Origin of the sequence: Micromonospora sp. WMMD1128 (genome assembly GCF_027497235.1) — a bacterium.
GTDB lineage: Bacteria > Actinomycetota > Actinomycetes > Mycobacteriales > Micromonosporaceae > Micromonospora.
This window is the reverse complement of record NZ_CP114902.1, coordinates 4747369-4769556: the sequence shown is the minus strand read 5'-3', so window position 1 is coordinate 4769556 and position 22188 is coordinate 4747369. Positions and strand designations below refer to the sequence as shown.

At 74.7% G+C, this 22188-nt stretch carries 15 protein-coding genes and 1 riboswitch; of the genes, 9 read left to right on the top strand and 6 right to left on the bottom strand.

Annotation, left to right across the window (positions count from 1 at the left end; all coding sequences use genetic code 11):
- Window positions 1-20 precede the first annotated feature (20 nt).
- Window positions 21-2486, top strand: a complete 2466-nt coding sequence (locus O7602_RS21155; protein WP_281584362.1) for a DNA translocase FtsK — start codon at window positions 21-23, stop codon at window positions 2484-2486.
- A gap of 62 nt (window positions 2487-2548) precedes the next feature.
- On the opposite strand, the gene O7602_RS21150 is transcribed toward O7602_RS21155, so the two are convergent.
- A complete protein-coding gene (locus tag O7602_RS21150; protein WP_281584361.1) occupies window positions 2549-2788 on the bottom strand; it encodes a hypothetical protein in 240 nt (79 codons plus the stop codon).
- An 84-nt stretch (window positions 2789-2872) separates the two neighbouring features.
- Complete coding sequence (locus tag O7602_RS21145) at window positions 2873-3187, bottom strand: multidrug efflux SMR transporter (RefSeq protein WP_281584360.1); 315 nt, start codon at window positions 3185-3187, stop codon at window positions 2873-2875.
- A 53-nt stretch (window positions 3188-3240) separates the two neighbouring features.
- Window positions 3241-3304: riboswitch (guanidine-III (ykkC-III) riboswitch) on the bottom strand.
- A 96-nt stretch (window positions 3305-3400) separates the two neighbouring features.
- Between O7602_RS21145 and O7602_RS21140 the strand changes: the two genes are divergently transcribed.
- The 7 genes from O7602_RS21140 (at window position 3401) to O7602_RS21110 (ending at window position 9519) form a co-directional block, all read left to right on the top strand.
- Window positions 3401-4324 carry an ornithine cyclodeaminase family protein gene (locus O7602_RS21140; RefSeq protein WP_281584359.1) on the top strand — a complete coding sequence of 308 codons (924 nt, stop codon included), beginning with the start codon at window positions 3401-3403 and terminating at the stop codon, window positions 4322-4324.
- Window positions 4325-4386: 62 nt separating this feature from the next.
- Window positions 4387-5871 carry a 30S ribosomal protein S12 methylthiotransferase RimO gene (rimO, locus tag O7602_RS21135; RefSeq protein ID WP_281584358.1) on the top strand — a complete coding sequence of 495 codons (1485 nt, stop codon included), beginning with the start codon at window positions 4387-4389 and terminating at the stop codon, window positions 5869-5871.
- Window positions 5872-5918: 47 nt separating this feature from the next.
- The gene (gene pgsA, locus O7602_RS21130) at window positions 5919-6500 is read left to right on the top strand and encodes a CDP-diacylglycerol--glycerol-3-phosphate 3-phosphatidyltransferase (RefSeq protein WP_281590441.1); all 582 of its coding nucleotides are present in this window, start codon (window positions 5919-5921) and stop codon (window positions 6498-6500) included.
- A gap of 50 nt (window positions 6501-6550) precedes the next feature.
- Window positions 6551-7099, top strand: a complete 549-nt coding sequence (locus O7602_RS21125) for a CinA family protein (RefSeq protein WP_281584357.1) — start codon at window positions 6551-6553, stop codon at window positions 7097-7099.
- 210 nt (window positions 7100-7309) lie between these two features.
- Window positions 7310-7759: a helix-turn-helix transcriptional regulator gene (locus O7602_RS21120; RefSeq protein ID WP_281584356.1), complete on the top strand. Its 450-nt coding sequence runs from the start codon at window positions 7310-7312 to the stop codon at window positions 7757-7759.
- 127 nt (window positions 7760-7886) lie between these two features.
- Window positions 7887-8738: a PspA/IM30 family protein gene (locus tag O7602_RS21115; RefSeq protein ID WP_281584355.1), complete on the top strand. Its 852-nt coding sequence runs from the start codon at window positions 7887-7889 to the stop codon at window positions 8736-8738.
- 16 nt (window positions 8739-8754) lie between these two features.
- Window positions 8755-9519: a hypothetical protein gene (locus tag O7602_RS21110; RefSeq protein WP_281584354.1), complete on the top strand. Its 765-nt coding sequence runs from the start codon at window positions 8755-8757 to the stop codon at window positions 9517-9519.
- A gap of 286 nt (window positions 9520-9805) precedes the next feature.
- Here O7602_RS21110 and O7602_RS21105 read toward each other — a convergent pair whose 3' ends face one another.
- Complete coding sequence (locus O7602_RS21105) at window positions 9806-13474, bottom strand: multicopper oxidase domain-containing protein (RefSeq protein WP_281584353.1); 3669 nt, start codon at window positions 13472-13474, stop codon at window positions 9806-9808.
- A 167-nt stretch (window positions 13475-13641) separates the two neighbouring features.
- Complete coding sequence (locus tag O7602_RS21100) at window positions 13642-14433, bottom strand: DNA-formamidopyrimidine glycosylase family protein (protein WP_281584352.1); 792 nt, start codon at window positions 14431-14433, stop codon at window positions 13642-13644.
- A gap of 107 nt (window positions 14434-14540) precedes the next feature.
- Here O7602_RS21100 and O7602_RS21095 point away from each other — a divergent pair, with 107 nt between their 5' ends.
- A complete protein-coding gene (locus O7602_RS21095) occupies window positions 14541-15761 on the top strand; it encodes a hypothetical protein (RefSeq protein WP_281584351.1) in 1221 nt (406 codons plus the stop codon).
- Window positions 15762-15898: 137 nt separating this feature from the next.
- Here the strand turns inward: O7602_RS21095 and O7602_RS21090 are convergent, their stop codons facing one another.
- Window positions 15899-16714, bottom strand: coding sequence for an SAM-dependent chlorinase/fluorinase (locus O7602_RS21090; RefSeq protein ID WP_281584350.1), 816 nt, complete (start codon window positions 16712-16714; stop codon window positions 15899-15901).
- Window positions 16715-17412: 698 nt separating this feature from the next.
- Window positions 17413-22026 carry an ATP-dependent helicase gene (locus O7602_RS21085; RefSeq protein ID WP_281584349.1) on the bottom strand — a complete coding sequence of 1538 codons (4614 nt, stop codon included), beginning with the start codon at window positions 22024-22026 and terminating at the stop codon, window positions 17413-17415.
- Window positions 22027-22188: the final 162 nt, after the last annotated feature.

Here is a 22188-nt window from a genome sequence, read left to right as displayed (position 1 = left end):
GCCGCCGTTACCGTGACTCTATGGCGGGCCGTACCTCTCAGGCGAGCCGGCGGCGCGGCGCGTCGCCACGTGGCTCCACGAACAACCGTGCCCGCCAACCGGCGAAGAAGGCGGCGCGCAAGCCCGTCCGGCGTCGACCGGCGGCGGGGCCGAGTCCGGCCGCGTTCGTCGGCCGGGCCGTCAACGCCATGTTCATGGGGATGGCGCACTCGGTCGGCTGGGGATTCCGGGCGGTCGGCCGGCAGGCCGCGTCCACTCGGGAGCTGGATCCGGAGCACCGTCGCGACGGCGCCGGCCTGCTGCTGTTCGGCCTGGCCATCCTCGCCGCGGTGGGCATCTGGGGCGGCGGCGCCGGGCCGGTGGGCCGGCACCTGGCCGACACCGTGCGTCTCTTCGTCGGGGCGATCTCGATCGTGCTGCCGGTGCTGTTCATGGTCGGCGCGTGGCGGCTCATGCGCACCCCGGTGGATCCGGAGCACCGCGGGCGCGGCCTGGTCGGCTGGGGTTCGATGCTGCTTGCGACCGCCGCGATGCTGCACATCGGGCAGAACCCGGTCGACGAGGTCCAGCGCGACTACGCCGGCGGCCTGATCGGCGCCGGGGTGGGCGACCTGCTGAAGTCGGCGGTGACCGCCTGGGTGGCCATGCCGCTGCTGCTCCTGCTGCTGGTGTTCGGCCTGCTGGTGGTCACCGCGACGCCGATCAACCGGATCCCGGAGCGGCTCGGCCTGCGCGCCGACCCGGACGCGCCCGAGGACGTCGAGGAGGAGCGGGACGAGGTCGAGGCGCCGCCGAAGCCGGCCCGCAAGCGGCCGGCGAAGCGCGTTCCGCCGCCGGTCGGTCCGCTGGACCCGCTGGACCCGGACGACGAGCTGGCCGGCGTGGACCTCCAGGAAACCATCGTGCTGCCGCGCAAGATGCCCAAGGTGCCGGCGAACCGGAAGCCGGCCGAGCCGCCGGAGCACTCGCCGCTGCCCACCCGCGCCGAGCAGCTCGCGCTCACCGGCCTGGCCGGCGACTACACGCTGCCGCCGGCCAACATGCTCGGCGGTGGGCCCGCGCCGAAGACCCGGAGCAAGGCCAACGACGAGGTGATCGCGGCGCTGACCGGCGTCTTCGACCAGTTCGGCGTGGACGCCGAGGTCACCGGCTTCACCCGCGGCCCGACCGTCACCCGCTACGAGGTCGAGCTGGGGCCGGGCGTCAAGGTCGAGCGGATCACCCAGCTCTCCCGCAACATCGCGTACGCGGTGAAGTCGCCGGACGTGCGGATCCTCAGCCCGATCCCGGGCAAGAGCGCGGTCGGCGTGGAGATCCCGAACACCGACCCGGAGAACGTGTCGCTCGGCGACGTGCTGCGCTCGCGGGCCGCGACAAGCGACCACCACCCGATGGTGGTGGCGCTCGGCAAGGACATCGAGGGCGGCTACGTGGTGGCCAACCTCGCGAAGATGCCTCATATCCTGATCGCCGGCGCCACCGGTGCGGGCAAGTCGAGTTGCCTGAACAGTCTGCTTGTGTCCATTTTGACCCGGGCCACGCCGGACGAGGTGCGGCTGCTGCTGATCGACCCGAAGCGGGTCGAGATGACCGGCTACGAGGGCATCCCGCACCTGGTCACGCCGATCGTGACCAACCCGAAGAAGGCGGCCGACTCGCTGGAGTGGGTCGTCCGCGAGATGGACATGCGCTACGACGACCTCGCCGCCAACGGGGTCCGGCACATCGACGACTTCAACCGCAAGGTGCGCAACGGCGAGATCAAGGCCCCGCCCGGCAGCGAGCGGGAGATGCGGCCCTACCCCTACCTGCTGGTGATCGTGGACGAGCTGGCCGACCTGATGATGGTGGCGCCGCGCGACGTGGAGGACTCCGTCGTCCGGATCACCCAGCTGGCCCGCGCCGCCGGCATCCACCTGGTGCTGGCCACCCAGCGCCCCTCGGTGGACGTGGTCACCGGCCTGATCAAGGCCAACGTGCCGTCCCGGCTCGCGTTCGCCACCTCGTCGCTCGCCGACTCCCGGGTCATCCTCGACCAGCCCGGCGCGGAGAAGCTGCTCGGTCGCGGTGACGGCCTGTTCCTGCCGATGGGCGCGTCGAAGCCGGTGCGGATCCAGGGCGCCTGGGTGACCGAGCGCGAGATCACCGACGTGGTCAAGTTCTGCAAGGACCAGCGCGAGCCGGAGTTCCGCCCGGACGTGCTCGCCCCGGCGCAGGACAGCAAGAAGAAGATCGACGAGGACATCGGCGACGATCTCGACCTGCTGGTGCAGGCCGTCGAGCTGGTGGTCACCTCGCAGTTCGGCTCGACCTCGATGCTCCAGCGCAAGCTGCGGGTCGGCTTCGCCAAGGCGGGCCGGCTGATGGACCTGATGGAGACCCGGGGCGTGGTCGGCCCGTCCGAGGGCTCCAAGGCCCGCGACGTGCTGGTCAAGCCGGACGAGCTGGACGAGGTGCTGACCGGCCTGCGCGGCGGCGAGGAATAGACCCGGTCACGAACGAGGGCCCGCCGGAATCCGGCGGGCCCTCGTTCGTGCGGGTGGCGCGGTCAGGCGTTCAGGATCGCGGCGGCGAGGATGAAACCGAGGACGGCGCCGGCGACGCTCGCCGCGGCGGCGTACCAACCGAGCGGCTTGTCGCCGAGCACCGCGCCGACGATGCCGAGGACCAACCCGACCAGGCCGAGGAACGGTACGAAGATCGCGATGGCCGCGAAGACGAAACCGATGATGGTGCAGATCCGGGCGGCGTTGCTGTTGGAGCGGGCGGTGGCGGGAACGTCGGCCATGGTGTCCTCCGTGAGTGATCTTCTCGGTGCGCTGACGATCACCTACCCCGGCGGGTCGGCCGTCCAAACCGGATCACGCATCGATCAGTGGAACAGTTTCAGGCCGACCACCCCGGCGACCACGAGCAGCAGGCAGGCGATGCGGGGCAGGTTCGCCGGCTCGCCGAGGGCGAGCATGCCGACGAGCGCGGTGCCGACCGCGCCGATCCCGACCCACACCGCGTAGCCGGTGCCGACCGGGATGTCGCGCAGCGCGTACGCCAGGCCGGCCATGCTGCCGGCGAGGGTGCCGGCGAAGACGGCGGTGGGGAGGGGGCGGGTGAAGCCGGCGCTGCGGTCCAGGGCGACCGCCCACGCGGTTTCCAGCAGTCCGGAGAGCACAAGCACGATCCAGGCCATGAGTGTCACCTCTGACGGGCGGGCCCGGCGGTCGGCCGGGCGGTGGTCGTTTCCGCGGGGCGTCGTGCCTGACCGGGTACGCCCACCACTCGTCCGGGGCGGCCATGGACCGCCGTGGCCGACGCTAGCACCGGCCGGGGCGGCCGGGCGGCGTGGTGACGAAGCCCACCATCGCTGGAGTTCACGCAAACTTCAGGTTGCACGATGTGGGTCATGACCGTGCTCTTCTCCGACGAGGACGTCGCGGCGGCCGTGGACGCCCCGCTCACCGTCGCCGCCATGCGGGACGCGCTGCTGGCCGCGCACCACGGGCGGCTGATCGCCCCACCCCGGGCGTCCGCGTCGCTGGGCGGCGGCCGGATGGTGCTCACCGCCGGCCACCTCACCGGCGAGTGGTACGGCTTCCGCTCGTACGACACGTTCGGGCACCCGGAGAGCGGGCAACTCGTCGTGCTGCACGACGCGACCACCGGCGCGGTACGCGCCATCGCCGTCGGCGAGGAGCTGGGCTCCCGGCGTACCGGAGGACTGGGCGGCGTGGCGGTGGACGCGCTGGCCCGTCCGGACGCCGCCACGCTCGGCGTGGTGGGCTCGGGGCGGCAGGCGTGGACCCAGGTGTGGGCCGCGGCGGCGGTCCGGCCGCTGCGCGAGGTGACCGTGCACAGCCGGTCGGCCGCCCGGCGGGAGGCGTTCGCCGCCCGGGCCCGGGCCGAGCTGGGCGTGCCGGTCCGGGCGGTCGACTCGGCCGCCGCCGCGGTGCGCGACCGCGACCTGGTGGTGCTGGCCACCACGAGCACCGCCCCGGTGCTGGCCGCCGCCGACCTGTCGCCGGGCACGCACGTCAACACCGTCGGCTTCAAGCAGGTCGACCGGCACGAGTTCGGCACCGACCTGCTCGACGCCGCCGACCTGCTGGTCACCGACTCGCCGGGGCAGGCCGCCGCGTACGCGCCGCCGATGCTCGCCGCCGTCGAGCCGTACGCCGGGCGGCTGCGCGACCTGGGCGCGGTGCTGGCCGGCGCGGCCACCGGCCGGACCGGCGCGGACCAGATCTCGGTCTTCTGCTCCACCGGCCTTGCCGGCACCGAGGTGTTCCTGCTCGACCGCCTCGCCCGCGCGTTCACCCCGGCGCGGTGAGAGGGTGACCTTCTCTACCGCAGGCGTTAACAAGGGCCCCTTCCTTGCACCTGTACCCTCGGATGGTGTCTGACTCCTCTCCGCGCCGGGTGGCGCTGCTGACTCTGGGCTGCGCCCGCAACGAGGTCGACTCGGAGGAGTTGGCCGCCCGGCTGCACGCCGACGGCTGGCAGGTGACCACCGACGGCGAGGGCGCCGACGTGGTGGTCGTGAACACCTGCGGCTTCGTGGAGAAGGCCAAGCAGGATTCGATCCAGACGCTGCTGGCCGCCGCCGACACCGGCGCGAAGGTGGTCGCCGCCGGGTGCATGGCCGAGCGGTACGGCCGTGAGCTGGCCGCCAGCCTTCCCGAGGCGCAGGCGGTGCTGAGCTTCGACGACTACCCGGACATCGCGGCCCGCCTCGACGCGGTGGTGGCCGGCGAGACGATCGACGCGCACGTCCCGCGCGACCGGCGCGAGCTGCTTCCGCTCACCCCGGTCAAGCGCCGGGACGCGGCGGTGTCGCTGCCCGGCCACGGCACCCCGACCCGGGTCGCGCCGGAGACCGACGAGCACACCCCGGCGCACCTGCGGCAGGTGCTGCGGCACCGGCTCGACACCGGCCCGGTGGCCTCGCTGAAACTGGCAAGCGGCTGCGACCGGCGGTGCGCGTTCTGCGCCATCCCGGCGTTCCGCGGTGCGTTCGTCTCGCGTACCCCGGACGAGCTGCTCGCCGAGGCCGAGTGGCTGGCCAAGACCGGCGTCCGGGAGCTGGTGCTGGTCAGCGAGAACTCCACCTCGTACGGCAAGGACCTGGGCGACCCGCGGGCACTGGAGAAGCTGCTGCCGCAGCTCGCCGCGATCGACGGGATCGTGCGGGTGCGGGCCAGCTACCTCCAGCCCGCCGAGACCCGGCCCGGCCTGGTCGAGGTGATCGCCACCACGCCCGGCGTGGCCGCCTACTTCGACCTGTCGTTCCAGCACTCCAGCGAGCCGGTGCTGCGCCGGATGCGCCGCTTCGGCTCCACCGACCGGTTCCTGGAGCTGCTCGCCTCGGCCCGCGCGCTGGCGCCGGCGGCCGGCGCCCGGAGCAACTTCATCGTGGGCTTCCCCGGCGAGACGAAGCAGGACGTGGCCGAGCTGGTCCGGTTCCTGACCGAGGCGCGGTTGGACGCGATCGGCGTGTTCGACTACAGCGACGAGGACGGCACCGAGGCCGCCGGGCTGCCCGGCAAGGTCTCCGCCGCCACGGTCAAGCGGCGGTACGACAAGCTCGGCGCGCTCGCTGACGAGCTGTGCTCGCAGCGGGCCGAGGAACGGCTCGGCTCGACCGTGGAGGTGCTGGTGGACTCGGTGGCCGACGACGTGGTCGAGGGGCGGGCCGCCCACCAGGCGCCCGAGGTCGACGGTTCGACCACCCTCGTCGCGCCGGACGGCGGCGGGGTGGACCTGGCCGCGCTGCGCCCGGGTGACCTGGTCCGGGCCCGGGTGACGGCGACCGAGGGGGTCGACCTGATCGCGGTGCCGGACGAGATGATCTCGGCGGCGCCCGGCGCGGCCCGGTGACGGTGGGCCCGGACGGAGCGGGGGAGCGACGTGGGGCGATGTCGGACATGACCGGGGCGGAGCCGACGGTGGCGGCGCCGGTGCCGCTGCTCAACGCGGCGAACCTGTTGACCGCGGCGCGGCTGCTGTTGGTGCCGGTCTTCGCGGTCACCGTGGCCGTGTCCGGGATGAGCCACGCCGGCTGGCGGATGGTGGCCTGCCTGATCTTCGTGGTGGCCTCGGCGACGGACCTGGTCGACGGCTGGATCGCCCGCCGGTTCGGCCTGGTCACCTCGCTCGGCAAGGTCGCCGACCCGATCGCCGACAAGGCGCTCACCGGCACCGCGCTGGTGCTGCTCTCGTGGTACGACCGGCTGCCCTGGTGGGTGACGGTGGTGATCCTCGCCCGGGAGTTGGGCATCACCGCGCTGCGCTTCTGGGTGATCCGGCACGGGGTCATCGCCGCCAGCCGCGGCGGCAAGATCAAGACGGCGTTGCAGATCCTGGCGATCACCTGGTACCTCTGGCCGATGCCGGACGCGCTGGCCCCGGTCGGACCCTGGATCCTGGGCGCGGCCGTGGTGGTGACCGTCGCCACCGGCTTCGACTACGTCGCCCAGGCGCTGCGGCTGCGCCGTCCCCGGCGTTGATCGGTGCGACCGGCGACTAAGCCGGCGTGACGCGGGAAGAAGAGGCGGTCATGGACGACACCGACGCGCGGCACCGACGGCCCGCCGGCAGCCCGGCCGCCGCCGTGGTGCACCGCCTGCACGACCGCGGGGAGACGCTGGCCACGGTCGAGTCGCTGACCGGTGGCCTGCTCGCCGCCGCGATCGTGGAGATCGCCGGAGTCAGCGCGATCTACCGGGGTGGCCTCGTCGTCTACGCCACCGAGCTCAAGGCGACGCTCGCCGGCGTACCGGAGGACCTGCTGGCGGCGCGTGGCCCGGTCGACCCGGACGTGGCCGTCGCCCTCGCCGAGGGCGGTCGGCAGCGCTGCGGCGCGGTCTGGGGGCTGGCCACCACCGGGGTGGCCGGGCCGGAGCCGCAGAACGGCAAGCCGGTCGGCCTGGTCTACGTGGCGGTCGCCGGGCCGGACGGCACGCAGGTGCGCCGGCTCGACCTGGACGGTGGCCGGGACCGCATCCGCTCGGCCGCGGTGATCGAGGCCCTGCGCCTGCTCGCCGAACAGGTCCGGGTCGTCCGCGAGGGCGAGGCCGTCGACCCGGCGGGCGCCGGCCGGCGATGACCCCGCCGACACCGACACACCCGACCGCGGGCGCGTCGGAACGGTCGTTCTGACGGGATTGGACAGGCGGGGTGGGATGTCGTCGCGGCGGTCAGCGGGTACGGTTGCGGGAAGGCTCCGGCGGGCGACGCCGGCGCCGGGGCGGCGACTCGCCGCGCTCGGCGCCGCGCGGCGCGGTCGGGCATGGTGACCCGTTCACGGGGAGGTGCGATGGTCCTGCTACGCCGGGTGATCGGTGACGCACTGCGGGCGCGCCGGCAGGGGCAGCACCGCACCCTCCGCGAGGTCTCGTCCGCCGCCAACGTCAGCCTCGGTTACCTCTCCGAGATCGAACGCGGCCAGAAGGAACCATCGAGCGAGCTGCTGGCGGCGATCTGCGACGCGCTCGGCGCCCGCCTGTCCGAGCTGCTGCGCGAGGTGAGCGACACGGTGGCGCTGGCCGAGCAGATGCCCGGCGTGCTGGTGCCGGTCGCCGACGAGCCCGTCGAGTCGACGTCGGTGGCCACGCCGGCCGTGCGCAAGGCGACGAACCGGGGGGTCCGGCAGGTCACCTCCGACGGCGCGGTGGCCGTCCAGGTCCGGCAGGACTCGCCGCTCAAGGCGACGCTGCGCAGCGCGCGTGTGCGCCCCGCCGAGCGGGACGTGGTCTGCGCCGCCTGACCGTGCCGTCCGCCCATGTCGCCGCTGGCGTCCACGTCGTAATGTTGATCAGGATCGTACGGGTGCCGGAGTGGCGTCCGACTGGGACGATGTAGGCGTGACGCTACTGTGAGGGGACGAGGCGGAGATGGCTAACCCGTTCGTCAAGGGTTGGAAATACCTGATGGCGGCCTTCGGCGCGAAGATCGACGAGCACGCCGATCCGAAGGTGCAGATCCAGCAGGCGGTCGAGGAGGCGCAGCGGCAACACCAGGCGCTGGTCCAGCAGGCGGCGGCGGTGATCGGCAACCAGCGTCAGCTCGAGATGAAGCTGTCCCGGCAGATCACCGAGGTGGAGCAGCTCCAGGGCAACGCGCGGCAGGCGCTGACGCTTGCCGACCAGGCCCGGGGCCGGGGTGACGAGGCCGAGGCCGGGCGCTTCGAGCAGTCCGCCCAGATGCTTGCCACCCAGTTGGTCTCCGGCGAGCAGGCGTTGGAAGACTTGAAGACGCTGCACGACCAGGCGCTGAACGCGGCGGCGCAGGCCCGCAAGGCGGTCGAGAACAACTCGATGATCCTCCAGCAGAAGCTCGCCGAGCGCACCAAGCTGCTCAGCCAGCTCGAGCAGGCCAAGATGCAGGAGAGCGTGGCCCGCTCGCTGGAGTCGATGTCGTCGCTCACCGCGCCGGCCAACACCCCGTCGCTGAACGAGGTGCGCGACCGGATCGAGAGCCGCTACGCCACCGCCATGGGCCGGGCCGAGCTGGCCGGCAACTCGGTCGAGGGCCGGATGCTGGAGATCCAGAAGGCGTCGATCGACTCGGCCGGGTCGGCCAGGCTGGAACAGATCCGGTCGAGCATGGCCGGCAAGCAGGTCGACGGCCGGTCGGAGCGCCCCGCGGTGGGTCCGGCGACCGACCCGGCGGCGACCGCCAAGCTGGACGAGATCCGGGCCAGCATGAGCCGGGAGCGTGGCACCGGGGAGACCACCACCGGCTGACGGACGGGGGAGAGCGATGGCGGACGAGCGGACGCGGCACTTCCGCCGGCTGGGCAAGCTGCGGCGCTCGGCGCGGCGGTGGAGCGTTCTGGCTGGCGGGCTCGGCGGTGCCGCCGCGGTGCTCACCCCGTACGCGGGGCTGGGCCTGCCGGACGCGGCCTGGGCCGGCGCCGCAGGGAGCGCGATCGCGGTGGCGTGCTGGCGTTGGGCCGACCACCGGGCGCTCGCGGCAGTGCCGGCCCCGCCCGCGCTCGACCCGGCCGAGGCCGCCGCCCGATCCCGCGCCCGGCTGGTCGCCGCCGTCGAACGGCTGCCGGTGGGCCCGGGCGTCCTCGCCGAGGTACGCCGGGTCCGCGCCCGCCTCGGTCTGCGCGGCACCGCCGCGGCCGAGCCGTGGGCCCGGCTCGACCGGGCCGCGCTCACCCTCGGCGGGTTGGCCGGTCGGCTGACCGGGCTGGCCGAGCCGGCGGTCCGGGAAGCGGCCGAGGCCGACCATTCCCTACGCGAACTGGCCACCCGGGTGGCAGGCGTGGAAGGCGCGGTGAAGCTCGCCCCGCACGGGCCGCTCGCCGAGGTGCACGCGATGCTCGTCGCCCAGTTGGAGGACGGGGTGGCCGCCTACGAGCGGCTGGTGGTGGCCGCCGCCGGCTACGTGGCCGAGGATGCCCGTCCGAACACCGCGCACCCCGCCGCCGCCCGCCTGACCGAGGCCACCGACATGCTGCACGGCGTGGCCGCCGCCCTGGCCGAACTCCGCACCCCCCAGCCCCGCCCCTCCTGACGCCGCTCCGGCGGCCCGTTCCTCCGCGGCGCCGTTACCTTCCAAGTCACCTGGTCTCGTCGGGACGCCGCGCAGGCGTGAAAGCGGGCAACCGGCCGCACGGTGGCCTGCTCTCCGGCCGGGTCTCGTGCGAGGAAGCGTGGGCGGTGATCGTTTGGCCATGATCAACACCAGTTCGGTGAAGTGGGGGCATCGCCGGTGGTCGGATACCGCCACATCACCGAACTGGCGTCCGGCCTACCGACGTCCAGCCCGCCGGGCCGGGCCGGGTCGGTGAAAAGCTGGGTCAGGGTGGGGTGGTGATGCTGGTGGCGGGGGTCCAGGGGGAGGCGCCCACCACGTTCGTCGCGCGTACCCGGTAGTGGTAGGTGACGCCGCGGGACAGGCCGGTGTTGGTGAAGCCGCGACCGGTCGCCCGGAAGGTGGCCGGTTCCCGGGTGAAGGCCCCGTCGAGGGCGCGTTCCACGAGGAAACCGGCGCCCGGCCCGGCCGGCGCCTCCGCCGACCAGCCCAGCGTCACCAAGGCGGTGTCCGGGGACGGCGCGCCGACGGTGGCGGTCACGCCCGTGGGCGTGGCCGGTCGGGGCGGTACGGTCACCGTGGCCACCGTGGACCAGGGCGACGCCGCACCGAGGTAGGTGGTGCGTACCCGGTAGTAGTAGGTGGTGTCGGGGGCGACGGCCGGATCCAGGTGGGTCTCGCCGACGGCGATCGCCGTGGTGCCCGGCCCGCTGGTGAACGTCGGGTTCGTGGCCCGCTGCACGTCCACGCCGGTGGCGAACGAGTGGTTCGCCCAGCGCAGCGCCACCCGCACCGGCGCGGCCGGCGGCACCACCGCGGTCAGCCGGGCCGGTGGGGCCAGCCGCACCGAGGCCGGCGCGCTGTTCGACCAGGCCGAGCAGCTCACCGCGTTCTCGGCCCGGATCCGGTAGTGGTAGGTGACGCCGGGGGTGACTGTCGCGTCCGTGTACCGGGTCGCGGCGGCGGCCACCGTGATCTCGGTGCGGCCGGCGGTGAAGGCGCTGTCGGTGGCGCGTTGCAACCAATGGCTGGTGGCCGGTGGGCGGCTGCCGTTGCCGGTCCAGGTCAGCGCGATGGCGGGCAGCGCGGTGGCCGACCCCGGCGCCGGGGTGGCGGTCAGCCCGGTCGGCGCGCGGGGCGACACCCGCAGCACCAGTGGCCGGCTCATGCCCTGGTCGCGCAGCCCCGCCGAGCGGGTCTGCCAGCGGTACTCCCAACCCAGATTGACCAGGTGGTTGACCACCACCGCGGGCCCACCGTCGACCGGGCTCACCGGGCCGGCGTCCAGCCGCGCGCCGGCCGGGCGGGTCGGGTCGAGCAGCCGTACGCTGTCGCCGATCCGGAACGGCAGGTCGGGCGGGACCGGGCGCAGCGCCACGATCACGTCCTCCCGGGGATTGACCCGGACGGTGTCCTTCCAGCCCAGCTCGCCCGGGCCGGGCGGGCGGAGCGTGCCGTCCCAGCCGACCCGGTTGACCACCTGCACGTCGACGCCCTCGACGTGCACCGGGTGGGTGCGGTCGGAGTCGCCGACGATCCGCCAGAGCTGGGTGCCGTCCGCGGGCGCGCCCACCGGCACGGTCGGGTCGGTCGCGAACAGCACCTCGGTGGCCGGGTCGGCCGGGCCCAGTGGCAGGACGGCCGGGACGAGCGGTCCGCCGATCGGGTGGCCGACGCCGAGCCGGCCCACCGCCCGGCCGTGCCGGGGCTCGAACATCTGCCCGACCGACTTCACCGCCAGGGGCAGCGTGACCGGGGCGGATCCGCCGAGCGGGGTGAACGTGACCGCGCCGGCCCGCGCCGGGACCAGCGTCGGGCCGGCGGTGCGGGTGCCGAACGCCGGGTCGTACGCCGGTTGCGGCACGATCGGCGGCGGCTGGCTCTCCGCGTACGCGCCGGGCAGCCGGGCGGCGAGCCGCCGCCGGTCGAAGCGCGGCCCCGGGGTGCCGGTCACCCGGATCTGGAGCAGGGTCCGCGTGTTTGGGCCGTAGCCGGGGTGGGTCGGCGGGAGGCCGCCGGTGGCGGTGCGGTCCGGTGCGCCGGTGTGGTGGTCGTAGCGGGGGTCGAACCGGGGCAGCGGCGCGGGGCAGTCGTTGTAGAGGATCAGCGTGCCGCCCGGCGGCACGGTGGAGAAGTCCACCACCACGTCGGCGCGTTCGCCGGGGGCGAGCAGCAGCGCGTGCCCGTCCACGTTGAGCACGGTCGGGTCCTGCCTGTCGTACCGGTAGTCGACCGGCCGGTTCGCCAGCACCACCGGGGCCGGGAGCAGGCCGCCCTCGTTGCCGATCTGGATCAGCTCCGGGCCGGCGGCGGCCGGGTCGGGCACGCCGCCGTCGCGCCCGTCCGCCGGCCAGTCCGCCGGCCGGCCGGGCGCGCGGACCGCCTCGACCATCGGCACCTCGCCGGCGAGCGGGTCGGCCGGCCCGCCGTCGGGCGCCCACATCGGCCCGTCCGAGGCGGCCCGGTAGAGCTGGAGGTTGAGCGCCCGGTCCGCGCAGGCGTTGAGGATCCGGAACCGGTACGCCGTCGGCGTGACCTCCAGGTACGGGTAGGCGACGCCGTTGACCAGCGGGGTGTCCCCGTACGCCTCGGGGACCGCGGAGGGGTGCGGCACGGCCGGGACCAGCGGCGGCTCGTCCGGCTCGGTCGCCGGGTCGTGGTGCGGGCTCGGCACCGGGGCGACCCACGGGCTCGCCCCGCCGTCCGGGTCGTGGGTCCACGGCCCGTAGTCCCAGCGGCCGGTCGGGTTGGTGCCGCAGAGCCGGTACGGGTTCTGCCGGGGCTGGTAGACGTGCGGGTGCCAGAGGCTGCCCTTGGCGCCCCAGCGGTTCCGGTCCCAGGTCGGGTCCTGGGCGGCGAGCTGCGCGTCGTCGGGCACGAACGTCTTGTCCTCGATCACCAGCGGGAGCTGGTCGGCAGGGAGCACGCCGTCGTCCACCAGCCGCTGTTCGGCCGGGTCGGTGAGCAGCCAGAGCGCGAGCTGCCCGGAGTAGGTGGTGAGCCGGGACAGGCCGAGCGTGTTGTCGTGCAGCCACATCAGCCGGCCGCTCTGGTCGTTCGGGAAGTAGAGCGTGGTGGCGCCCGCGCCCGGCGCGGGCATGTCCGGCACCGGAATCACACCGACCCCGACGGGGTACGGGGTGATCTCGCCGGCCGGGGTCACCCACTGCCACGGGTTGCCGGCGCTCGTCCACGCGGTACGCGCCCCGGCCAGGTGCGGCACGGCGCGGTTCTGCGGGTAGGGCGCGGGCCCGTCGAGCGGCCCGGCGCCGGCCCCGTCGAGCGTCTCGTCGACCGGCAGGAACAGTTCGCCGGCCCGGCCGGTGGGGAGCTGGTTGATGAACTTGACCCGCACCGGCCGGCCCCGTCGCGCCACGATCATCGGGCCGAGGTGCCAGGGGCGGTCGGGCGGGCTCACCGTGTTGTGGCCGGCGGCGTCGGTGCCCAGGTTGAGTTGCCGGTAGCCGCGCAGCCGGGTGGCCGGCAGGTCCCGGTGCAGGCGCTGCGCGTACTCCTGGAGGCCGATTTCGTAGTAGTCGCAGCCCGGCCACGTGATGGTGTCGGGCACGGCGACGGGCAGGCGGGCGCCGAGCCCGGCGGTGGCCGGCCGGCCGGGTGCGGGCAGTGGGTCGACGAACTTGCGGATGCCGGTGCCGGGCACCGGCCGGCCGTCCGGGTCGAGCACGGGCAGCGGGCTGGCGGCGGTGTTCGGCACCGGCCCGAACAGGCGCGGCGCGACGTCCGGGTCCAGGCTCGCCGGGTTCGGCGCGGTCGGCGCGGCCGTCTCGGTCGGCCTGGTCGGCGTTGCCGAAGCGGTCGGCCCGGTCGGATCGGTCGGCTTTTCGTCGGTGGCGCGGGCGGTGGGGACGGTGGGCGCGGTCTCCTCGGCGACCGTGGCGGCCCGGACCGGCCGGAGTCTGCGGAACAGCACCATGGCTCTCCCCGGATCGGGGCGCGCGGCCGTCACCCCGGCGTGGCGGCGTACGCGCTGCTGACGAGCGGTGAGCGGTCCATCGCAGCATGCGACGCCGGAGGGGCGAGAGGGAAGTACCCAATCGTCCGTATCTCGGGGGATGTTAGGCGGTTCGTGGAAGTTCCACGTCACTCGCGTTCCGGCTGGCAGGCCGGGCACCAGTAGGTGACCCGTTCGCCCAGTTCCTCCTTGCGGATCGCGGCGCCGCACCGCCGGCACGGCTGGGCCCGGCGGCCGTAGACGTAGCTGGTCCCGCCCCGGCGCAGCACCCCGGTGGTGCTCTGCGTCCAGCGACCCCGGTTGGCGGCCAACAGTCGCTGGGCCAGCGTGACGGTGCCGGCCAGGTCGGGCACCGCGCGCACCGGCGTCCACGGTGACACCCCGCGCAGGAAGAGCACCTCACACTTGTAGAGGTTGCCCACCCCGGCCAGGTTGCGCTGGTCGAGCAGGGCCTCGCCGATGCTCTGCTCCGGATGCTCCGCCAGCCGGCGGACCGCTTCCTGCGGATCCCAGTCCGGGCCGAGCAGGTCCGGGCCGAGGTGGCCGACGAGCGTGCCCTCATCGGCGGTCGGGACCAGCGCCAGCTCGTGCAGGTGGTAGCCGACCGCGACCGCGTCGGGGGAGCGGAGCACCACCCGGATCAGGTGCGCCGGTCGGACCGTCCACCGCTCGCCCGGCGCGTACGCCCGCCAGGCGCCGTCCATCCGCAGGTGCGAGTGCAGCGTCCAGTCCGTGGCGTCCGGATCGGCCAGCCGCAACAGCAGGTGCTTGCCGCGGCTGGCCGACTCGCGGACGGTCCAGCCGGTGAGGTCGGTGGTCGCGAGCTGCGGCACGCGGAAGTCCGACCCGGTCAGACGGGCCCCGGTCAGCGCGCGTTCCAGCACGCGGGCGGTGTTCCAGACGGTGTCACCTTCGGGCACGCCACCATTCTCCCCGACCGAACGAAATTCGCGTGTTTCGCTATTTGTACCTATGTTCCGATTCATTCGTTTAACGGCGAGGATCAGGGAGTTCTGAGGAGAATCCCATGGCCCGTGTTCGCCGTACCTCAATCGCCCTGACCGCCCTGCTCGCCCTGGCCGCCGGCCTGCCCGGCGCCCCCACGCCGGCCCGCGCCGCCGCCCCCGGATCCGAACGCTGGTCCGCCGACCTGACCGTCGCCGGCGACGACGACGTCAACGTCACCTGGCGGTCCGGCCGCCTGCGGCTGGCCGATCCCCACCCCACCGACCACACCCGGCCCGCCGCCGCGGCCGGACCGGTCGCCGAGGGCATCCTGCTCACCGCGCCGCGCGCGCTCGACCACCCCGCCACCCGGGTACGCGCCCAGCTCGCCGCCCGCACCGGAGGCGGCGGCACGGCGACGGCCCAGGTGCGCGGGTGGCGGGCCGGTCGCTGGACCGAGTGGCGGGACGCCGCCGAGGCGATCTTCGACCAGCCGGTCACCCAGGTGCAGGCCCGGGTCGTGCTGACCACCCCGAACGCCGCCGCGGAGGCCACCGTGACCGGCCTGACCCTCGCCGCCGACACCGCCGCCGCCACCACCGCCCCGTCGGCCGTCGCGCTCACCTACCGGGTGTACGCGACCCGGATCGGTCTCGTCGGCGGCGTCACCGCCAACGGGCACACCGTCGGCGTCCGGGACCACTTCGCGGCGCTGCCCTCCCGGCGTGGCCTCTCCCCACGCGGAACGGGTGACTACACGGTCAAGGTCTGCACCACGAACGGAAGCCGCTGCGAGTACGCGCCGGTCTGGGACGTCGGCCCGTGGAACACCCGCGACGACTGGTGGAACCCGTCGGACGTCCGGGAGAACTGGCGGAACCTGCCGCAGGGGCTCCCCGAGGCCCAGGCCGCCTACCAGAACGGATACAACGGCGGGCGGGACCAGTTCGGGCGGACCGTACGCAACCCGGCCGGGCTGGACCTGGCCGACGGGACGTTCTGGGACGGACTTCGGCTCACCGACAACGCGTGGATCAACGTGACCCTGCTCTGGACGGCCGGCGGGATCCGGGGCGTGGTCGGCTCCGGGCCGCTGAACCTGCGTACCGGCGCCGGCACGTCGTATCCGAGCCGTGGCCTGGCCGCCACCTACGCGCAGGTGCCGATCGACTGCTACGTGACCGGGCAGCGGATCGCCGGGCCGTACCGCACCACGACCCGCTGGTACCGGTTGGTGGGCGGGCTGTACGTGAGTCACGCGTACCTGTCCACGACCCTCGGTGGCACGGCGCCACACTGCTGACGGCGTCCTGGCCGATGATCGCCCGCGCCGCGGCCCCGCGCGGCCGGTCCCGGTGTCGGTTCCGCCCGGCCGGGTGTGCCTGCGTGTGCCGGTGGCCGGCTCGCCCGGCCGGGTGTGCCTGCGCGGTCCGGGTCGGCTCAGTCGCCGGTCACGGTGAGCACGTCGCCCGGTCTGACGCCGAGCAGGTCGACGGCGCGGCCGGTGCGCACCGCCACCGCCACCAGTGCGGCGGAATCGACGTACACCACCAGCTCACCCGGCGCGGCGTCGCCGAACGTGCGGCCGTGCACGGCCGACCGGCCGCCCACCCGTACCCGGGCCGGCAACCCGTCGAGCAGCGCGGCCGGCGCGGCGAGCTGCACGTTGCCGAAGTGATCGACGGTCACCACCTCGGCGCGGAACCCGCCCGCGTCGGCGTGGACCACCGGCTCCGGCAGCCGGACCAGAGCGGCCGGGTCGACGGCCGGTCCGGCCCCGGCCAGCGGCGCGCCCACGGCCAGCCGGGCCGCCACCGGCGCGAACACGTCTCGCCCGTGGAAGGTGCGGGGGACCGTCGGCGCGAGCCACCACTCCGGGTTGGTCAACTCCACCGCCCCGGTCACCCCGCCGAGCGCCTCGGCCGCCGGCACGAGCAGCCCGTTGTCCGGGCCCACCAACAGCCCGCCGGGTGTGGCAAGCGCGATCCCGCGCCGCTCGGTGCCGACCCCCGGGTCGACCACCCCGACGTGCACCCCGACCGGCAGGTACGGCACCGTCTGCGCCAGCACCGCGGCGCCCCGCCGCACGTCGGCCGGCGGCACCAGGTGTGTCACGTCGATCACCCGGGCGGCCGGGGCGAGCCGGGCGAGGACCCCGTGGCAGGCCGCCACGAAGCCGTCCGCGAGCCCGTAGTCGGTGGTCAGCGAGACACACGGCCCGCTCGCCGGCGGTGGATCGTCCGGCTGGATCGCCATCGGCCCCTCCTCCACGTGTCCGGCAACCCTAACCAGTCCCCGAGCCGTCCTCCGCGCCGTCCCCGCTCACTCCCGTCCCCCACCTTTCTCTTGCTTCCTCCCTCTTTTCCGTCCCTCCCCTTCCGGTGCTGTTCGTCCCGCTGTCCTCCTGTCCCTTCGTCTTGCAGCCCTCCTGTTCTGCCGTCGTCCCGTCCTGCCCTCCTCCTGTTCTGCCGTCCCGCTGTTCGCCCTCCTCATTCACCGCCTCTCGTCCATTTCGTCATCCCCGCCCCTTTCGAGCTCCGGAACCACGCTTGATCTCCACAATTCGAGATTTCGCGCCCACTAATTGGGATCCCGTAGATCTTGGTACGAAATGGCCCCTCTGGGGGCCCTTTCGTACCAAGATCTCGTAGCCGGCGGGCAGGCGCGCCGAGTTGTGGCGATCGTCGGGCCGATTGGGGCCATCGGGGGTGGGAACAGGTGCCGGGCGGGGTGAAGAGCCATGTGCCCCAGAGAGCCGTGCCTCCGTGCTGCCGTGCTGCCGTGCTGCCGTGCCGGAGACGCGGGGCCGGAGCCTATGGGCAAGCCCGGATCGGCCCGTTCCCTCGGGCAAGCCCGGACCGGCCCGTTCCCTCGGGCAAGCCCGGATCGGCTCGCTTCCTCGGGCACGCGGGGCCGGAGGTTAGGTGCGAGTGACGGAGAGGCGGCCGGGGCGGTCAGCCGCGTAGGCGCAGGCCCCGAGGGGTGGCCCGGAAGCCGGCCGCGGTGAGCGCGTCGCGCAGCGGGGACGAGTGCACCGCCTCGCCGTCGGCGCGTTCGACCGAGATCGCACCGAGCGCGCCGGAGTGCACCGCGTCGGCGAGCGCCTTGCCTGCCGCGCCCAGCGTGTCGGCGTCGTCGGTGAACGAGAGGATCGTCCGCCCGCCCCGTTCGACGTAGAGCACCAGGTCGCCGCCGACAAGCACCACGAGCGCGCCCGCCTTGCGCCCGGCCCGGTGACCGGTGGCCGGTGCCGCGCCGTCACCCGAGTCGACCACACGTTCGGGCCAGGGCAGTGCCGCGCCGTACGGGTTCGCCGGGTCGGTGGCGGCGAGCACCACGGTCGGCCCGCCCCGGCTCCGGCCGCCGTCGGTCCGGCCGTGGTCGGCCGGGTCGGCCAGGGCGCGGATCCGGTCGACGGCGCCGGGCACCGCGAACTGCGCCGCGCCGAGCCCTTCGACGAAGTAGCCGCGTCGGGCCGCCCCGCGTTCCTCAAGCGCGGACAGCACCGGGTAGACCGCCGCGAAGCCACCTGTCACCTGCTCGGCCACGACCGCGCCGCGGGTCACCACGCCGTGCCGTTCGAGCAGCAGGTCGGCCAGGGCGGCGGCCCGGCGGGTCGGGTCGAGGTCGCGGTCGGGCAGCCGGGACCAGCGGCCGGCCATGGTCGGCGGGCCGCCGCGGCTGGGCAGCGCCACCCGGCCGGGGCGGCGGTAGCGGGTACGCGGGGCCGACGGCCGGGACCGGTGCGCCCCGCCGGCGCCAAGCGCGGCGCGCAGCGGCGCGAGCGTGTCGTTGGTCAGGTGACCGGCCCAGACCAGGTCCCACACCACGGCCGACAGGGCGGCGTCGTCGGTCGCGCCGACCCGGTCGGACAGGGAGCGGAAGAAGAGCGCCTGCCCGTCGGCGAGCGCGTCGAGCACGGCCTCGTGCGGCGGGGTGAGCGTCAGGGCCTCGTCCGGCGGGGGCAGCAGCAGCGGCGCGACGTCGGCGTACGCGAGCGTCACCCACCCGTCGCCGCCGGAGATCGCACCGGCGCCGGCCCAGAGCACCTCGCCGCTGGCGCACATCTCGTCGAGCTGGGCGGGGGAGTAGTCGGCGACCCGGGCGGGCAGCACCAGGCGTTCCAGCGCCGACGCCGGCACGGTCACGCCCTGCAACTGCTCGACGGTGGCGGCGACCGCCTCGACCCCGCGGGCCGAGGAGCCGACCTGCTGCCAGCGGGGCAGGAACGCGGCGAGCGCCCGGGGCGGCACCGGCTCGATCTCCCGCCGGAGCGCCGCCAGGGAGCGGCGGCGCAGCAGGCGCAGCACCTCGGCGTCGCACCACTGCGTGCCGACGCTGTCCGGGGCGAACTCGCCGGAGACCACCCGGCCGGTGGCGGCGAGCCGGCGCAGCGCCTGCTCGACCACGAACACGCCGAGCCCGAACCGGGCCGCGCAGGTGGCCGCCGCGAACGGGCCGTGGGTGCGGGCGTACCGGGCGACCAGGTCACCGAGCGGGTCGGCCACCGGCGTCAGGTATGCCTCGGCCACCCCGACGGGCAGCGCCACCCCGAGCGCGTCGCGCAACCGGGCCGCGTCCTCGACGACCACCCAGCGGTCCTCGCCGGCGATCCGCACCCGCAGCACCCGGCGGGCCGCCGCCAGCTCCGCCGGCCACTCCTCCGGCACCACCCGCTCGGCCAGCTCGGCCGGACTCAGGTCGCCGACCACCCGGAGCAGCTCGACCACGTCCTCGGCGTCGCGGGGTCGCCGCTGGTCGGTGCGCCAGCGCAGTTGGCGTTCGGTCTCGGCGAGCACCGCCGGGTCGAGCAGCTCCCGGAGGTCGACCCGGCCGAGCAGCTCGCCGAGCAACCCGGAGTCGAGGGCCAGCGCGGCGGCGCGCCGTTCGGCCAGGGGCGCGTCACCTTCGTAGAGGAACGCGCCGACATAGCCGAAGAGCAACGACCGGGCGAACGGGGACGGGCGTTCGGACTCCACCTCGACCAGGCGGACCTTGCGGGCGGCCAGGTCGCGCATCAGCTCGGCCAGGGCCGGCTGGTCGAAGACGTCCTGGAGGCACTCCCGGGCGGCTTCGAGCGTGACCGGGAAGTCGGCGTACTCCCGGGCCACGTCGAGGAGCTGCGCGGCGCGTTGGCGCTGCTGCCACAGCGGCTGCCGGCGGCGCGGGTCGCGTCGGGGCAGCAGCAGCGACCGGGCCGCGCACTCGCGGAACCGGGAGGCGAACAGCGCCGACGTGCCGACGGACTCCTCCACCAGGTGGGCGACCTCGTCCGGCTCGAAGACCACCACGTCCGCGCCGGGCGGCTCCTCGGCGGTGTCCGGCAGCCGGACCACGATGCCGTCGTCGGAGGGCATCACCTGCGCGTCCACGCCGTAGCGCTCGGCCAGCCGGCGGCCGATGGCGAGCGCCCACGGGCCGTTGACCCGGGCGCCGAGCACCGAGTGCACGGCGAGCCGCCAGTCGCCCAGCTCGTCGCGGAACCGTTCGACCACCACCGTCCGGTCGTCGGGCAGCGACCGGGTGGCCGCCTTCTGCTCGCGCAGGTAGGTCATCAGGTTGCCGGCGGCCCAGTCGTCCAGCCCACCGGCGCGCAGCGCGGCCACCGCGTCGGTGTCGGACTGCCGCAGCAACGCGCGGACCCGGGCGCCGATCGCCCGCCCCAGCTCGACCGGGCGGCCGAGCTGGTCGCCCTTCCAGAACGGCATCCGGGCGGCCTGGCCGGGGGCGGGGGAGACCAGCACCCGGTCGGGGGTGATCTCCTCGATCCGCCAGGACGACGACCCGAGCAGGAACACGTCGCCGACCCGCGACTCGTAGACCATCTCCTCGTCCAGCTCGCCGACCCGGGCCGCCCGCTCGGCACCGGCCAGGAAGACGCCGAACAGGCCCCGGTCGGGGATGGTGCCGCCGCTGGTCACGGCGAGCCGTTGGGCGCCGGGCCGGCCGGTCAGCACGTCGGTCGCCCGGTCCCAGACCAGGCGGGGCCGCAGCTCGGCGAAGGCGGTGGACGGGTAACGGCCGGAGAGCATGTCGAGCACCGCGTGCAACGCCGAGTCGGGCAGCTCGGCGAAGGGCGCCGCCCGGCGGACCAGCACGGCCAGGTCACCGAGCTGCCACGGCTCCAGCGCCACCATCGCGACGATCTGCTGGGCGAGCACGTCGAGCGGGTTGCGCGGGTAGTGCAGCTCCTCGATCGCGCCCACCCCCATCCGCTCGGCGACGACCGTGCAGGAGAGCAGGTCACCGCGGTGCTTGGGGAAGACCACGCCCCGGGAGACGGCGCCCACCTGGTGCCCGGCCCGGCCCACCCGTTGCAGCCCGGCCGCGACGCTCGGCGGCGCCTCGATCTGCACCACCAGGTCGACCGCACCCATGTCGATGCCCAGCTCCAGACTGGAGGTGGCGACCACGGCGGGGAGCTGGCCGGACTTGAGCGCCTCCTCGATGTGCTTGCGCTCCTCCCGGGACACGCTGCCGTGGTGCGCCCGGGCGATCACCGCCGGCGCGCCGACCGCCGCGCCGGACTGCGCCATCACCTCGGCCGGCTGCCGCGGCGCGCGCACCGGCTCGCCGCCCCGGGCCACGCGGCTGCCGTCCGGGGCGGTCGTCGCCTCCGACTCCTCGGCGGCCAGCTCGTTGAGGCGGGCGCAGAGCCGTTCGGCGCCGCGCCGGGAGTTGGTGAAGACGATCGTGGAGCGGTGCGCCCGGATCAACGCGAGCACCCGTTCCTCGACCGCCGGCCAGATGGAGGGCCGGCGTGGACCGGGACCGCCCAGCTCGTCCTCCGGCGGCTCCTGCTCGTCGAGGCGGGTCATGTCCTCCACCGGGACCTGGACGCTTACCTCGATGGTCTTGTCGGCCGGCGGCTGCACCACGTCGACCGGCCGGGCACCGCCGAGGAAGCGGGCGCAGACGTCGATCGGTCGGACGGTGGCGGAGAGCCCGATCCGTTGGGCGGGCCGGTCGAGCAGCGCGTCCAGCCGTTCCAGGGAGAGGGCCAGGTGGGCGCCGCGCTTGGTGCCGGCCACCGCGTGGACCTCGTCGACGATCACCGTGTCCACCCCGCGCAGCGAGTCCCGGGCGGCGGAGGTGAGCAGCAGGAACAGCGACTCGGGCGTGGTGATGAGGACGTCCGGCGGGGTGCGGGCGAAGGCCCGGCGCTCGTCCGCCGGGGTGTCGCCGGTGCGCATGCCGACGGTGATGTCCGGCGGGACGAGGTCGAGGCGGGTGGCGGCCTGGCGGATGCCGATGAGCGGGGTGCGCAGGTTGCGCTCCACGTCGACGGCGAGCGCCTTGAGCGGGCTGACGTAGAGCACCCGGCAGCGCCGCCGGGGATCGGCCGGCGGTGGCTCCTTGCCCAGCCGGTCGAGCGACCAGAGGAACGCCGCGAGCGTCTTGCCGGAGCCGGTCGGCGCGACCACCAGGGCGTTGCGCCCGGCGGCCACCGAGCGCCAGGCCCCCTGCTGGGCGGGGGTGGGCGCGGCGAACGCCGCGGTGAACCACTCCCGGGTCGCCGCGCCGAAACTCGCCAGCACCCCGCCTGCCGGGGTCACCTCGTCCGCCACGCCCCCATCCTGCCGCGCCGGTACGACATCCGGCTCGGCAGCGGGTGGTTCTGTCCGCCCGACGAATTGGCGCGATGAATAGGCCAATTGTTCCGTTAAGTCTTACTTAACTGCTTGCTTGCAAGCTACAACATAAAGTAACTTCACTCGCAACGCGGCGTG